This is a genomic window from Enterobacter sp. 22452, from assembly GCF_052045065.1.
GTDB classification, from domain to species: domain Bacteria; phylum Pseudomonadota; class Gammaproteobacteria; order Enterobacterales; family Enterobacteriaceae; genus Enterobacter; species Enterobacter mori.
In genome coordinates this window covers 289,623-304,705 of the sequence record NZ_JBQEOB010000001.1, presented here as the reverse complement: position 1 = coordinate 304,705, position 15,083 = coordinate 289,623, and the positions used below count along the sequence as shown (strand labels likewise).

General features: G+C 60.8%; 12 protein-coding genes. 5 read left to right on the top strand and 7 right to left on the bottom strand.

Features of this window, described 5'->3' with window-relative positions; translation table 11 throughout:
• Nucleotides 1–7: 7 nt before the first annotated feature.
• The 3 genes from ACTJJA_RS01455 to ACTJJA_RS01445 are packed head-to-tail and all read right to left on the bottom strand — an operon-like array spanning nucleotide 8 to nucleotide 3,043.
• Complete coding sequence (locus tag ACTJJA_RS01455; protein ID WP_440665775.1) at nucleotides 8–871, bottom strand: efflux RND transporter periplasmic adaptor subunit; 864 nt, start codon at nucleotides 869–871, stop codon at nucleotides 8–10.
• Nucleotides 868–1,083 carry a DUF1656 domain-containing protein gene (locus ACTJJA_RS01450; RefSeq protein WP_134348530.1) on the bottom strand — a complete coding sequence of 72 codons (216 nt, stop codon included), beginning with the start codon at nucleotides 1,081–1,083 and terminating at the stop codon, nucleotides 868–870. The genes ACTJJA_RS01455 and ACTJJA_RS01450 overlap by 4 nt, the downstream gene beginning before the upstream one ends.
• Nucleotides 1,073–3,043 carry an FUSC family protein gene (locus ACTJJA_RS01445; protein WP_440665773.1) on the bottom strand — a complete coding sequence of 657 codons (1,971 nt, stop codon included), beginning with the start codon at nucleotides 3,041–3,043 and terminating at the stop codon, nucleotides 1,073–1,075. The genes ACTJJA_RS01450 and ACTJJA_RS01445 overlap by 11 nt, the downstream gene beginning before the upstream one ends.
• Nucleotides 3,044–3,119: 76 nt before the next feature.
• On the opposite strand from ACTJJA_RS01445, the gene ACTJJA_RS01440 reads away from it, so the two are divergent.
• The 4 genes from ACTJJA_RS01440 to ACTJJA_RS01425 all read left to right on the top strand — a co-directional run bounded on the left by ACTJJA_RS01440 (nucleotide 3,120) and on the right by ACTJJA_RS01425 (nucleotide 5,660).
• Nucleotides 3,120–3,914, top strand: a complete 795-nt coding sequence (locus ACTJJA_RS01440; RefSeq protein ID WP_440665771.1) for an AraC family transcriptional regulator — start codon at nucleotides 3,120–3,122, stop codon at nucleotides 3,912–3,914.
• A 456-nt stretch (nucleotides 3,915–4,370) separates the two neighbouring features.
• The gene (locus tag ACTJJA_RS01435; RefSeq protein ID WP_440665769.1) at nucleotides 4,371–4,862 is read left to right on the top strand and encodes an Hcp family type VI secretion system effector; all 492 of its coding nucleotides are present in this window, start codon (nucleotides 4,371–4,373) and stop codon (nucleotides 4,860–4,862) included.
• Between the two features lie 10 nt (nucleotides 4,863–4,872).
• The gene (locus tag ACTJJA_RS01430; RefSeq protein ID WP_440665767.1) at nucleotides 4,873–5,229 is read left to right on the top strand and encodes a tlde1 domain-containing protein; all 357 of its coding nucleotides are present in this window, start codon (nucleotides 4,873–4,875) and stop codon (nucleotides 5,227–5,229) included.
• Nucleotides 5,226–5,660 (top strand): hypothetical protein, encoded by a 435-nt coding sequence (locus ACTJJA_RS01425; protein WP_440665765.1) that lies wholly within the window; start codon nucleotides 5,226–5,228, stop codon nucleotides 5,658–5,660. The genes ACTJJA_RS01430 and ACTJJA_RS01425 overlap by 4 nt, the downstream gene beginning before the upstream one ends.
• Before the next feature lie 53 nt (nucleotides 5,661–5,713).
• On the opposite strand, the gene ACTJJA_RS01420 is transcribed toward ACTJJA_RS01425, so the two are convergent.
• Nucleotides 5,714–6,604, bottom strand: a complete 891-nt coding sequence (locus ACTJJA_RS01420) for an oxidoreductase (protein WP_440665763.1) — start codon at nucleotides 6,602–6,604, stop codon at nucleotides 5,714–5,716.
• 105 nt (nucleotides 6,605–6,709) lie between these two features.
• Here ACTJJA_RS01420 and ACTJJA_RS01415 point away from each other — a divergent pair, with 105 nt between their 5' ends.
• The gene (locus ACTJJA_RS01415) at nucleotides 6,710–7,831 is read left to right on the top strand and encodes a YbdK family carboxylate-amine ligase (protein ID WP_440665761.1); all 1,122 of its coding nucleotides are present in this window, start codon (nucleotides 6,710–6,712) and stop codon (nucleotides 7,829–7,831) included.
• On the opposite strand, the gene ACTJJA_RS01410 is transcribed toward ACTJJA_RS01415, so the two are convergent.
• From ACTJJA_RS01410 to ACTJJA_RS01400, 3 genes are all read right to left on the bottom strand, one after another.
• Nucleotides 7,782–10,889, bottom strand: coding sequence for an efflux RND transporter permease subunit (locus ACTJJA_RS01410; RefSeq protein WP_440665759.1), 3,108 nt, complete (start codon nucleotides 10,887–10,889; stop codon nucleotides 7,782–7,784). The two genes, ACTJJA_RS01415 and ACTJJA_RS01410, sit on opposite strands and share 50 nt — an antisense overlap.
• Before the next feature lie 9 nt (nucleotides 10,890–10,898).
• Complete coding sequence (locus ACTJJA_RS01405; RefSeq protein ID WP_440665757.1) at nucleotides 10,899–11,963, bottom strand: efflux RND transporter periplasmic adaptor subunit; 1,065 nt, start codon at nucleotides 11,961–11,963, stop codon at nucleotides 10,899–10,901.
• Between the two features lie 111 nt (nucleotides 11,964–12,074).
• The gene (locus ACTJJA_RS01400; protein WP_440665755.1) at nucleotides 12,075–14,783 is read right to left on the bottom strand and encodes a cation-transporting P-type ATPase; all 2,709 of its coding nucleotides are present in this window, start codon (nucleotides 14,781–14,783) and stop codon (nucleotides 12,075–12,077) included.
• Nucleotides 14,784–15,083: the final 300 nt, after the last annotated feature.

The window sequence follows — 15,083 nt, the reverse complement described above, 5'->3', positions numbered from 1 at the left end:
CCCCAGATTATTGCCCCACCGCCACGCTCGCCGACAGCCCCGCCACCAGCTCAATCCCCTGCGGCAGCGTGTCGATATGAATGCGCACCGGCACGCGCTGCGCCAGCCGCACCCAGCTGAAGGTAGGCTCGACGTCGGGCAGACCCAGCCCGCCCGTCTCATCGTTGCTGTCCCCGATCCCATGCCCGATGCTCTCCACGTGCCCGGCAATCTCAGGCCCGAAGCCCATCAGCGAGACCCGCGCGCGATCCCCAACGCGAATATGGCGCAGTTTGGTCTCCTCGAAATACCCCACCACCCAGAAGCTGTGGGCATCAACGATGGCGACCTTTGTCTCCCCCGCCGTCGCATAGTCTCCGGGGCGAAGCCGCAGGTGCGTGACGTACCCCGAGACCGGCGAGCGAACGGTGGCGTGCGCCAGATTAAGCTCGGCCAGCGCCAGCGCGGCCAGTGCACCGTGATAGTTGGCCGCCGCGACGTTCGCCGCGCTGCCAGTTTGCTGCAGATCTTCGCTGGAGATGGCGTTTTTAATCAGCGTGCGTCGGTGGGCCGCATCCTGGCGCATCAGCATCTCATGGCGTTTCGACTCCACGTCAGCCTGCGCGCTGACCACCGCCAGCTTGAGCCAGCGCGGATCGATGGCGTAGAGCACATCACCCCGGTTCACCCACTGATTATCCCGCACGGCCACGCTGATGACCGGCCCGGAGACGTCCGGCGCAATCTGCACCACGTCCGCCCGCACGCGGCCGTCGCGGGTCCACGGCGTTTGGGCATAGTGTTTCCACATCATAAACGCCAGTAGCGCTGCGGCGGCGGCGGAACCGAGCGTCAACGCATAGCGAGCCAGTAAAGAGAGCAGTGATTTCATGACAATAACCCCAACGCGGTCAGGCCCTGCATCAGCAGGAAAAAAGTGACAATCCAGGTTGAAACATCCAGCAGCGGGCGATACGGCAAGCGCCGGTAAACCCTGCTGAGAGAGAAAAGCGCCACGAGGCCCAGCGTGCAGACCAGCGCCGCGAGGGCGACCGTCAGCAGTCCGGGGATAAATACCCCCCCAATATTGAAATCATTCACCACGTTCTGGCCCCTCTAATGCACAGTGCAGATCCAGCAGCCTGCCGACAAACTCGCGCGAGCGTTCATCTGCCGCAGGCAGATGGTGTTCGATGATGTCGGCGATGCGTTCGCGTAAGGGACTGCGGTCTGCGGTATTGATCTGATGAAAAAGCCCGTCCATTTCGCCGCCAGGCGGTATGTCACCGCGGCGTAAATGCATAACCGAAAGCCCCAGGCGCAGCGCGTGCAGCAGCCGATCGAGCGCCAGATCTGGCGCATGTTCACTCCGCTGCAAACGCGGCAGCAACAGGGCGGTGCGGTCCATCATCAGGTTGATCCAGTGCGTTTCATCAACCCGCAGCGTACCTTTCACGCTACGACGAATGTCGCGCTGGCACAGGCTCAGCAGGCGCGCGATGGCGGCGTCCGCCTGCACGGTTTGCAGCAGGCTCATAGTGACGACGGCAAAACCGGTGGCGGCAAAGAGCGCAATGGCGGTGTTGGCCGCGACGGCGAAGTCTCCGCTGTAGCGCGCGCCCAGCTCGCACAGAATGGGCAGCGTCAGGGTGATCCCCATCGCCATAAACGTGGTGGGCGGGCGCGCCTGAAGCGACCCGGCCAGCAGATACGCCGGGGCAAGCACCGCCACCAGCACCGGGAAATCGCTCACCTGCGGCAGCAGCGCAAAGCTGTAGAGCAGGCTCATCACCACGCCCCAGAACGAGCCAACGATGTACTTCACGATGTGCGGCGCCGGGGTGTCGAAGCTGCCAAACAGCGTGCAGCAGACGCCGAGTATCGACACCGCCGTTCCGCCGTCCGGCCACGCTGAGAAGATCCAGGCCAGGCAGCCGCTCAGGATAATGGCGAAAGCCCCCAGCGCCGTGCGGGCTGCGGTAAAGGGGTCTCGGTGGAACACGTAGCCTGTTGCCGCACGGGTTTGTATCTCCCCGAAGACAGGCTTCGCATGGTGGATGGCCCCTGAAAGGCGCTCGCACTGTTGCAGAAGGGTGACTGCCTCCGAGAGATAGCGGATAAAACTAACCTGCAGCGCGTCTTCAAACGTCTGCGCCTGCACAGCATACCGCGCGATAAGATGCGCGCTGCGGTGTCGCAACGCCTCCGCCGTGCCGCTGCGGCTGGCGTCTTCAGCGGCAAGCCAGGCCTGAACGTCCTCCAGCAATGCCTGCACGTCGGCGGGCAGGGTTCCGATAGCCGGCAGGCGGTCGTGTAATTCACAGTTGACGATAACCAGCCGCGCCAGCCGATCGTGAATCGCTTTTCTGGCCTGCCGCACCGGGGCTGAGAGGGCAAAATCGTACGGAATATGGTGGCTGATGCCCTGCAGGAACTGCAGCGCCAGGGCCAGATGCAGGGGGCCGGAAGCGGCGTCGGGTTTGCCCGCTAAGGTATCCGCCACACGCCCGCCCGCGGCCCGTAGCGTCTGGGATAGCTTAGCGTTGAACTGGCCCGATACCCGCGTGGGCAGCACGTAGCGGTGGATCAGCGCCGCGCAGAGAATCCCAATCGCGATCTCCTGCACGCGGACAATGGCGACGTTGAAGATGCCGCCGGGATCGGACACCGCCGGAAAGCCAATCAGGCTCGCGGTATAGCCCGCCAGCACGAAGGCGTACGCCCGCGGCGTGCGCTCCAGCAGGGAGAGCCACAGGCAGAACGCGATCCAGCCCGTCAGCACCGCGCTGCACAGGATCGGCGTATTGGCGAAGGTGGGCACAATCAGAACGGTCGCGCAGGCTCCGACAACCGTACCGGCCAGCCGATAGAGGCTTCTGCTGAGCGATGCCCCCACCGACGTCTGCGATACGATGTAAACCGTAATAATCGCCCATGAGGGACGCTCGAGGCCGATAGACAGCGCGAGGTAATACGCGAGCATCGCCGCGGCAAAACTCTTCGCGGCGTAGATCAGCGCCCCCGCGTCGTTTCGCAGCGCGGGATGAGAGAAAATGTTTTTCATGCCGGGATTATTACCGGCTTGCAGATGCGCTTAAATACTCTATTCTGTCAAAAAATACCTAAAAGCTGCCAGAATCGTGAAGCCTCAACTCGCTCATACGCTGTACGACCCTGACTCTAGCGCCTCCCCTGCCGTGGCGCGTCATCTGGACTTCGTGGATTACGCCGCGGAAGTGCCGGTACACACCCACCGCAAGGGGCAGCTGATTATTGCCCGCTACGGCGCGGTCAGCTGTTATGCGGAAAACGATATCTGGATCGTGCCGCCGGACTGCGCCGTCTGGATCCCTGGCGGGATCCCGCACAGCGCGAAAGCGACATGGAACGCGCACCTGAACTATCTGTTTATTGAGCCCGGCGCGGCGGCGCTGCCGGAGAAGTGTTGCACGCTGGCAATCTCGCCGTTGATTAAGGAATTAGTGGATCGTCTTACGCACGAGGACGTTAATTATCCGCCCGACGGACATGTCGCCAGGCTGACCCGGGTGACGCTGGACGAGCTCGCCAGCATGCCGCAGCAGAAGCTGAGCCTGCCGGTCTCATCCGACCCGAAAATTCGCGCCATGGCTGACGCGCTGGTCAGCCGCCCGGAGGACAGAAGCACCCTGAAGGCGTGGGCGAAACGGCTGGCCCTCAGCGAACGCTCGTTTGCCCGCCTGATGCAGCGCGAGACCGGGCTGAGCTTCGGGCGATGGCGTCAGCAGCTGCATTTGATTATTGCCCTGCGGGAGCTGGCAAGCGGCGTGCCCGTCCAGAACGTGGCGACAACGCTCGGGTACGAATCCGTGCATGCGTTTATCACCATGTTCAGAAAAGCGATGGGCAGCACGCCCGCGCATTACTTTGCCGAACGGAAAAACAGCGGCCGTTAGCCCGGCGGGTACGATCTGAGCCAGGATTCCTCCGCGCTTATTGTGGCCATTTAAACACCAGGAAAAGTATTTCTGCTCTCCCGCTTTAACCGTTTTCAGACCTGTCCCTACTGGCTGGCGGGTATTCTGACGAGCAATCAGGAACTATTGATCAATACATAAATCGTCAAATTGATGTCACACTAATAACAGATCAACTATTTATTACACTTACAATCATTATTCACTTAATTAAATTTTAAGTTAAACAACGATATTAATCATTAACCCTTTATCCAGATCCAAACCGTAAGATCCCATCATTTCTTAATTTTCATCAACGAAACCGCAGATCGTCTTATATCCATGCCGTACAAAAATTGACTGGTCATCTTGTAAGCGCTAGCGTTGCCATAGTTACATAACCCACTAAACCAAAAGGATTTTTCAGAATTTCCTTAAATGGAGTTTATACAAATGGCTATTCCCGCTTATTTATGGCTTAAAGATGACGGCGGTGCCGATATCAAAGGCTCTGTCGATATATATGGTCGTGAAGGAAGTATCGAGATAATCGGACTGAATCACGGCGTGGCGCAACCAACCGATAAGCATAACGGCAAGGCAACCAGTCTTCGCGTCCATTCCCCCTATTCTTTCGATAAAGAGATTGATGCCTCCAGCCCCTATTTGTACAAGGCTGTCAGCACAGGCCAGAAGTTTAAATCTGCAGAGGTAAAATTTTATCACATCAATGATGCAGGACAGGAAGTAGAATATTTTTCCACCTGCATGGAAGGCGTGTCAATCGTCAGCGTCTGTCCAATGATGCTTGACGTCAAAGATCTTGACTATGAGAAACATAACCATCTTGAGCTGGTAGAACTGCTGTATGAAAAAATTACCTGGCGCTATGTGGACGGTAACATCATGCATTCAGACAGTTGGAACGACCGCAAGACGGCATAAGGAGAGTGTTATGGGATGGAAGTATGAGCAGTCTACCGGCAAGATGTATAAAGACGGTAAATTAATTGAGACCGGATATTCCGGTGCTCTTACAAATACAAACAACCCGGACCGTCAGCATGTGAAGGGACTGGGGCCACTGCCTCGCGGTACGTATAAAATCGCGGGTCATTCGAATTCTAAAGGACCGATAACCATCATTCTTGAGCAAACCTCGGGCGAAAGTTTTGGTCGCTCAGAATTTCGCATTCATGGTGACCACAAGTATGGTCCCGCCGGTTTTGCATCCGAGGGATGCATCATTCTCTCACCGTCAACGAGGCGTAAGATCCTTCGCGACGGCGGCGAGCTAGAGGTTGTACGATGAAATACCCGATCGTACTGCTGCTATCTGCTTTTATAGCCCCGGCATTCGCTGGCGTAACTGACTGGTCTTCTGCACTTAAGGGAATCGCCTCGGGTGATGCACACTGGATTGAGCAAGCCCCAGCGCTGGCTGCCGTGGCTGATGGTAATCAGGCGCAGCGGCTAGAGGATGCCCTGGCCGCTGCGCTCACAACAAATACGGACGCCACGCTGAAAGCGCTCCGCACCATTGACGCTGGAAAATGGCCGCACATGGTAGGTAGCGATATCGTCTGCACCCCACCTTTAGAGAAATCATCCGCAGAAATCGACGCGTTCTATCAACTCACACGCCAGGCGCTACTGGAAAACATAGACGGTGCTCATTGCCTCTGGATCCTGGAGGCAACAATGGAAGAGTTAAAAGCAGAGAAAGCCAGTCGGGCTAAGTAAGAGAGTAACCCGGCGCACTACGGCCGGGTATTTCACTTGTTCCAGACCGTATCTCACCCCGGCCCTTCGCTCCCCGCCGCCAGCAGCGGTACCACCACGTCGCTGATGGGCACCGCAATACCGTGTTTGCGGCCGTAGCGCTGGATCACGCCGTTGCGGATATCCCACTCCATCGGGCGATCGGCCTGACGGTCGGCAAGGATCGACGTGCCCAGGTCCTCAGGTGCGCGCTGGAAGTTCGCCAGAATCTCCTGGGCCACAGCATCGTCCAGCTTCGCCCCTTCGGCGCGTGCGACGGCAAGCCCCTCGCGCAGATAGGCCAGCGCAAGCTCGCTGATATCCTCGCGCCTGAACATCCCGGCGCGGCGGTTGGCCAGCACCATCAGCCCGGCAACCGCGTTTTGCAGCAGCTTGCGCCAGGCGACGCTCGCGAAATCTGCCGAGAGCTCAACCGCGCAGCGCGTGCCGCGAAGCGCCTCAACCACCCGCTGCGCCTGCGGCACGTCCGGCAGCGTCAGGCGCGGTTTGGCGCGCAGCCACACGGAGGCATCCGGCTCGCGCTGCGCCGGGAACCAGACCACCGACGGCAGCACCGTCGCGCCGTTGACCCACGGCTCCAGCTGGGCTTTCTGCTCCACGCCGTTTTGCAGGGCGCAGACCACCGTGTTTTCATCGCACAGCGCGCGCAGCCACCCGGCGCTATCGGCATTTTGCGTCGTTTTTACCGCCACAAAAACCAGATCGGCGGGGCGCGTGATGACGCCCGGATCGGTTAATACCGGACCCGGCACCACCGTTTCACCCTCATCGTGGCGCAAACGCAGTTCAGGATGCGCGGTGCGTCCGCACAACTGCGGCGTGCGGCCCGCGTCGTGCAGCACCGCGGCAATGGTGGTTCCAATTGCGCCAGGCCCAATCAGCGCAATCACTGGATTGTCAGACATGGTTAACTCCCCTTTTCGCTAAGCCTGCTAACAGTTATACCACCCTGAAAAGTGAGCGCCACGTCGTTGTCTATACTCAACACACAACAGACAACGGAGTGCGCCATGCCTTTACCTGATTTCAAATCCTCTGAACCTTTTACCCTCGGCATCGAACTCGAACTGCAGGTGGTTAACCCGCCGGGGTACGATCTCAGCCAGGACTCCTCCGCGCTTATCGCCGCCGTCAAGGACGACATCAAAGGCGGCGAGGTCAAACACGACATCACCGAAAGCATGCTCGAAATCGCCACCGGCGTGTGCCAGAACATCGACCAGGCGGCCGCGCAGTTCTCGGTGATGCAGCAGAGCATCCTGCGCGCAGCGGCGGAGCAGCATATCCAGATCTGCGGCGGCGGGACGCACCCGTTCCAGAAGTGGCAGCGTCAGGAGGTGTGTGACGACGAGCGCTATAACGTCACGCTGGAGCGCTTTGGCTATCTGATTTTGCAGGCAACGGTGTTCGGCCAACACGTCCACGTCGGCTGTCGGACCGGGGATGACGCCATCTACCTGCTGCACGGCCTGTCGCGCTTTGTCCCGCACTTTATCGCCCTGGCGGCGGCATCGCCGTACATGCAGGGTACGGACACGAAGTTCTCCTCGTCACGGCTTAACATTTTTTCAGGGTTCCCGGATAACGGCCAGATGCCGTGGGTCAACAGCTGGCAGGAGTTCGAGGGGCTGTTCCGCCGCCTGAGTTCGACCAGCATGATCGACAGCATTAAAGATCTGCACTGGGACATCCGCCCCAGCCCGCACTTCGGCACCGTGGAGGTGCGGGTGATGGATACGCCGCTAACGCTCGGCCACGCAATAAACATCGCCGGGCTGATCCAGGCGACGTCGCACTGGCTGCTGACCACGCGGCCGTATAAGCATCAGGAAAAGGATTTTCTGCTGTACCGCTTTAACCGTTTTCAGGCGTGTCGCTATGGATTAGAGGGCATTCTGACGGACGTGCATACCGGTGAGCACAAGACCGTGGCGGAGGATATCACCTGGCTGCTGGAGCAGGTTGCGCCGTCGGCCGAGAAGCTCGGCGCGACGAGCGCAATCAATGAAATTGCCCTGCTGTTAAAGCAGGGCAAGAGCGAGGCGCAGCGCATGCGGGACTTTATTGCCGACGGCGGCTCGCTTATTTCTCTGGTTCAGAAGCACTGCGAGCTGTGGGCGACGAGTCCGTAAGGCCGTGGCCCCACTCGCGCAGGCGCTGGAAGAGCACGAACAGCGCCGGGATAAACAGGATCCCTACCACGGTCGCCACCAGCATGCCGCTGAACACCGTGGTGCNCCCGGTCGCCAGCATCATCGGCAATACGCCGATAATGAACGACACGGCGGTCATCATCACCGCGCGGAAGCGGCGCGAGGCCCCTTCGCGCGCGGCATCGACAATCGCCATCCCGTCCATGCGCCGCGCGCGGGCAAACTCCACGATCAGGATCGCGTTCTTGGCGGCGAGGGCTATCAATAGCACCAGACCTATCTGCACGTACACGTCGTTGGCGTATCCCGCCAACCACAGCCAGACCAGCGCCCCACCGATGGCGAACAGCACCGAGAGCATCACGCTCGCCGGGAGCGTCCAGCTCTCGTACTGGGCGACGAGGAACAGCCACGCCATGACCACCGCCGCCAGCACGATCCACATCGCCTGGTTGCCGGTCTGCTGCTCCTGATATGACATGCCGCTCCAGGCATAGTCGTACCCGGCTGGCAGGTTTTCCGCCAGAATCTCGCCCATCGCCGCCATCGCGGTGCTGCTGCTCACACCGTCCGCCGCCGAGCCGCTCACCGAGACCGACGGGAACTGGTTGTACTGCTGCAGGAACGGCGCGCCGACGGTCGGCGTAATGGTCACGAGGTTGCTCAGGCGCACCCGCTCGCCGCTGTTGCTGCGCACGAACAGCTCGCTGATCTGCCCGGCGCGCTCGCGCCACTGCATCTCGTTCTGCATGACCACGTGGTAAACGCGATTATTCACGCTGAAATCCCCGGCGCGCGTGCCGCCGAAGGCGGTTTGCAGGCTGCTGAAGATGCGCGACACCGGCACGTCAAGACGGGCGGCGCGCTCGCGGTCAACGGTCAGCGTCAGCTGCGGCACGTTGCTGCTCCAGGTGGTAAACACGCGGCTCAGCTGCGGGTGCTGGTTGGCTTTCGCCAGCACCTCACGCGTCACGCGCTCCAGCTCCGCCGGGCTCTGCCCCGCCTGCGCCTGAATGCGCAGGTCGAAGCCGGAGGCGTTGCCCAGCCCCGGCAGCGTCGGCGGCGCGAAGGTCATAATGGTCGCTTCCGGCAGGGCCAGCAGCTGGCGCTGCAGGGTGCCCATCACCTCATCCAGCGGCGGCCGTTCGCTCCAGTCTTTGAGCATGATGGAGATAAACCCGCCGTTGGAGGCGCTGGTGCCGTTGAGAATGTTAAACCCGGAGACCTGAATCACGTCCTCCACCGCCGGGTTTTTGGCGATCAGCGCGCGCGCGGTGGTCATCACCGCTTCGGTCCGCTCCAGCGATGCCGCTTCCGGCAGCTGGACGCTGGCGAAGAAGTAGCCCTGATCCTCCTGCGGCAGGAAGCCTTTTGGCATCGACGTAAAGCTGAATGCCACCACGGCCGCAGCACCCGCGGTAGCCAGCAGCGCCAGCCACGGGCGTAGGTTTAAAACGTTCACGATGCGGGTGTAGAAACCGCGCGTAGCGTCCAGCCCGCGATTAAAGGCGCGATAGAGTGCCGCAGGTTTCTCCGGGCGCGGACGCAGCAGCATCGCGCACAGCGCGGGCGTCAGGGTCAGTGCCACCAGGCTTGAAAGCGTCACGGCGGTGGAGAGCGTCACCGCGAACTGGCGATAAAGCTCGCCGACAATCCCCGGCAGCAGCGCCACCGGCACAAACACCGCCAGCAGCACCAGCGTCGTCGCAATCACCGGCCCGGCAATCTGGCGCAGCGCAAGCGCGGTCGCCGCCGTGCGGCTCTGCCCTTCCGCCATCAGCGTTTCGACGCTCTCCACCACCACGATGGCATCATCCACCACCATGGTCAGCGCCAGAATAATGGCGAACAGGCTGAGGGTGTTGGCGGAGTAGCCGAGCGTGTAGAGCACCGCGAAGGTGCCCACCAGCGACACCGGAATGGCAAGCGCGACAATCAGCGTCGCACGCCAGCTTTGCAGGAACAGGGAAACGACCACCACTACCGCCAGCATGGTCAGCGCCAGCGAAACGCCGATCTCCTTGATGGTGGCGGCAACAAAGGAGGTGGTGTCGAATTTCACCTCATAGACCAGGTCGTCCGGGAAGCGCGTCGAGAGGCGCTCCAGCTCCGCGCGCACCGCGTCGGCCACGCGCAGAGCGTTGGCGGACGGCGTCGGGTAGATGCCGAGGTAGGCGGAGTCGTGCCCGTTCAGCTGCGCGCCGGAGCTGTAGCTGCGCGAGCCAAGCTCGATGGTGGCGACGTCCTTCAGGCGCACCAGCTGGCCCATCTCCCCGGCGCGAATAATGATGTTGGCAAAGTCGTCGGCCTGGTTTAAACGTCCCAGCCCGTTGATGGTCAGGGTCTGCTGCTGGCCGTTAAACACCGGCGGCGTGCCGACCTGGCCTGCCGCCCCCTGCACGTTCTGCTCGCGCAGCGCCTGCGCCACGTCGTCGGTCGTCACGTTCAGAGCGCTCATACGGTCCGGACGCAGCCAGATGCGCATGCTGTAGTCGCGCGCGCCAAACATCTGCACCTGCCCGACGCCCGGCAGGCGAGACAGCGCCTCGCGCACCTGGGTACTGGCGTAGTTGCTGACGAACAGCGGCGTGTGGGTGTTATTCGGTGAGTAAAGACTTACCCCCATCATCAGGTTGGTGGCCCGCTTGCGCACCTGCACGCCGTTTTGCTGCGCCTCGGCGGGAAGCTGCGCCACGGCCTGCGCCACGCGGTTCTGCACGTCGATGGCGGCGAGGTCCGGATCGGTGCCCGCCGCAAAGGTGATGTTCAGGCTATACGTGCCTTCGTCCGAGCTGGTGGACTCCATATAGAGCATGTGATCCACGCCGTTCAGCTGGGTCTCCAGCGGCGTGGCGATAGCTTCCGCCACGTCAGCCGAGCTCGCGCCCGGCCATGACGCTGACACATTCACGACCGGCGGCGTGATCTGCGGGTACTGCTCTACCGGAATAATCCTCAGCGCGATGGCCCCGAGCAGGGTGATGACCAGCGCAATCACCATCGCAAAGCGCGGGCGTTTGATGAAAAACGTCAGCATGATGGCTCCTTAATTCAGTATCTGGACGGCAGCGCCGGGCTGCACGCGCTGCGCGCCGTCAGTGATTGCTCGCTCACCGGGCTTCACGCCAGATGAAATCTGGAACTGCTGGCCAATCTGTCCGGCGACCTTCAGCGGGCGCATTTCGGCTTTGCCGTCGGCGTTAACCACCCAGGCAAAGAACCCGTCGCCGTTCTGCTGTACCGCGGCGGCTGGCAGGGTCAGGACAGTCTGCTCGCTGGCCGGACGCAGGGTCACGTTCACGTTGCCGCCGGGCAAGAGCTGATGGCGCGGGTTGGCAAATTCGGCGCGTAGCATCACGCTGGCGGTGCGCGGGTCGATGCGATTGTCCACGGAGGTCAGCTCGCCGCTGACGCGCTGGCCGTTGCTGTCGATTAACGCCTGCCAGGCCTGCTTCATGGCGCTGATATCCGCATGCTGACCGGCTTTGGTGGCAAATGCGCCCTCTTCCAGCGCAAAGGCGATGCGGATGGGATCGAGCTGCACGACCTCCACCAGCACGCCGCTGGCAGGGTTGACCAGGCTGCCGACGTGGAACTGGCTGTGCCCCACGCGTCCGTCAATCGGCGAGGCGATGCGGGTGTAGTTCAGGGTGACGCTGCGGGTGTCGAGCCGGGCTTTCGCCTGCTCCAGCGCGGCGCTGGCGACGTCCCGCTGCATGCGGGCGTTATCCACGTCGTGACGGCTGATGGCGTTACTGCTGCCCAGGCTTTCAAAGCGGGAAAGCTGCTGCTGCGCCTGACGCAGCGTGGCTTCGGCGCTTCTCACTTCGGCCTGCGCCAGGCGCAGGGCGGCGCGCGGCTCGGCGTCGTCCAGCTCGAACAGCACGTCGCCTTTTTTCACGTACTGCCCGTCGCGGAAGTGGATTTTCGTTATCACGCCTTCCGTGCGGGCGCGCAGCTCAACGGTGTGGATAGCTTCGATGCGGCCCGGGATCTGGCGCTCGGCGGCGTGGGCGGTCTGCTCAACGGCGGCGACGCGAACGGGAATGGCGGCAGCGAATGCGGGTTGCAGGGTGCAGACGAGGAGCGCGAACAGGAGTGGGAGTTTCATGGGAGTACCTCAGTATTTTCCCCTCACCCTAACCCTCTCCCCAAAGGGGAGAGGGAACTTGAACACCCTCTCCCCTTTGGGGAGAGGGCAGGGTGAGGGGTAAGGTTTTCGTTATGCAGCCTTACGGAACCTGCGGGTCAGTCGCTTCTCGATTTCGACGACGAAGAACATCACGCCCGCCACCGCCAGAGTCACGAACCAGTAGCGCAGCGGCAGCGCTTCGGTGCCGAACAGCATCTGCATAAACGGCAGGTAGATAATCGCCGCCTGCAGCAGGAACAGCACGCCCGTCACCAGCCAGATCCCTTTGTTTGCCAGCAGGCCACGGTTCAGGGAGAACCCTTCGGTGTTGCGGCAGTTAATCATGTACACCCACTGGGCGCAGACCAGCATCTGCAGCAGCACGGTGCGGATGAACTCCGCGCTGTGGCCGCGCGGGGCCAGCCAGGCTTCCAGCGCAAAGGCGGCGATGGCAATCATGGTGCCGACGAAGGCCACGCGCCAGACGGCGTAGGCGTCCATCACGTGCTGCCCGGTCTGGCGCGGCGGACGGCGCATGATGTTGCGCTCGGCGGCCTCAAAGGCCAGACCAAAGGAGAGCGTGGCGGAGGTGGCCATGTTCATCCACAAAATCAGCACCGGCGTCAGCGGAATGATGTTCCCCGCCAGCAGCGCAATCACAATCAGCAGCCCCTGCGCGAGGTTGGTCGGCATGATGAACAGGATGGTCTTCTTCAGGTTGTCGTAAACGCGACGCCCCTCTTTCACCGCGCTGGCGATGGTGGCGAAGTTATCGTCCGTCAGGACCATGTCCGCCGCCTCTTTGGTCACTTCCGTGCCTTTGATGCCCATCGCGATGCCCACGTCAGCCTGACGCAGCGCCGGGGCGTCGTTCACGCCGTCACCGGTCATGCCGACGATTTCACCTTTATCCTGCAGCGCTTTCACCAGGCGCAGCTTATGCTCCGGGCTGGTACGGGCGAAGATGTCATATTTCACAGCGGCTTCCGCCAGCTCGGCGTCGTCCATTTTCTCCAGCTGGTAGCCGGTGACCGCCTGCTCGCTGTTGGTGATCCCCAGCATCTGGCCGATGCTCATCGCCGTCTGCGGGTGATCCCCGGTGATCATCTTCACGCGGATCCCCGCCTGCTGGCAGGCGTGAATCGCATCAATCGCTTCCGGACGCGGCGGATCCATCATCCCGGCGATGCCGAGGAAGATCAGACCGTGGCTCAGGTCGTCGTGCGTCAGCTCCTGCTCGCCGTTCGCTGGCTTAAACGCCGCGGCGACCATACGCAGCCCCTGACGCGCATAGCGCTCCATCTCGGTTTCCCAGTACGCGCGGTTGAAGGCTTCCGCCCCGTGACGGGTCTGCTGCTCGGCGCACAGGGCGAAAATCACGTCCGGCGCACCGGTGATCAGGATCTGCTCCTCACCGCCAATCTGGTAGTGGGTGCTCATGTACTTGTACTGCGAGTCGAACGGGATCTTGTTAACCAGCGTGGTCATGACCGGCTCAAGGCTGGCCTTCGCCGCCAGCACCTTCAGCGCGCCCTCGGTCGGCCCACCGGTGATGCCCCACAGGCCGCGCTCGTCCTGAATCATCTGGCTGTCGTTGCACAGGTCGATGGTGCGCAGGTACTGCTCCAGCACGGTGCCCGGCTGGATGTGGACCGGCTCGTCGCTGCCTTCCAGGTAGATGTTGCCCACCGGTTCGTAGCTGTTGCCGTCCACGCGGTAGCAGGCGTCAGCGGTGATGATGGCTTTGACCGTCATCTCGTTCATGGTCAGGGTGCCGGTTTTATCCGAGCAGACCACGGTCATCGCGCCCAGGGTTTCAACCGTTGGCAGCTTGCGGATAATCGCCCGCTTTCGCGCCATCGCCTGCACGCCCAGCGAGAGGATGATGGAGATAATCGCTGGCAGACCTTCCGGCACGGAGGCCACCGCCAGGCTAATCAGGGAGAGCAGCAGCTCGCCCATCGGGATCTCGCGGAACACCAGGCTGAAGACAAACAGCGCCGCCATCATCGCCAGGATAATGGCGAAGATCGCTTTACCCAGCTTGTCCATCTGCACCAGCAGCGGCGTGCGGTGCTTTTCGATGCCCGCCATCATCTGGTTGATGTGGCCGAGTTCGGTATCCTTGCCGGTCGCGGTGACCAGGCCGACGCCGCCACCCGCGCTTACGGTCGTCCCGGAGAAGACCATATTGGTGCGGTCGCCCAGCGGCAGTTCGCCGCTCAGCGGATTCGTGTGCTTATCCACCACGGTGGATTCACCGGTCAGAATCGCCTCTTCCACACGTAAATTATGCGCTTCGATTAAACGCATATCCGCCGGAATACGATCCCCCGCGCGTAATACGATAATATCGCCCGGAACTATTTCAGTTGTGGGTATCGTTTCGTGGTTGCCGTTACGAATAACGCGCGCCTCGCTGGAGAGCATATTGCGAATACTCTTCAGGGATTTTTCCGCGTTGCTTTCCTGAATATGGCCAATTAAGGCATTGATTACCGCGACGCCCAGAATAACCAGCGTATCAACCCAGTGGCCCATTACTGCCGTTAATACGGCGGCGGCCAGCAGGACATAAATCAGCACATCATTAAAATGGGCCAAAAAACGCAGCCAGGCGGGTTTACCTTTTTTCTCCGGCAGCGCGTTCGGACCTGATTTTTGCAGACGCGCCTGCGCCTCTGCACGATCCAGACCGCTGGCCTGGCTCTGCAGGTGCGCAAGCACCTGCTCTGCGGTCTGCTGGTATGCCAGCCCGCCGGAAGGCGGCATGTTTGGGGACAATTTTTTTTCGGTCATCGTATTTTTCCTTCAATATCCGGTGAACAGAAGCCTGAATTCCTTTCTGGCTTAAATAAATTCATTTTTAAGTCTTGCGGGTAAAATTGATCTACCGCAATATAATGACTTCTCGGTTATTCAAAACTGATTAAAACTATTTCGATGACCTGATTTTTACAAAATATTTCTAAACCAACGCTAAACGAGGGGGAACCATGTTTGGTATTTATCGCGGACGACGCCTGGCGTTATACATTGTCGCAGCCATTGTTATTGCCACGTTAATTGGTTATAGCACCTATACATTTGTAAAATTAC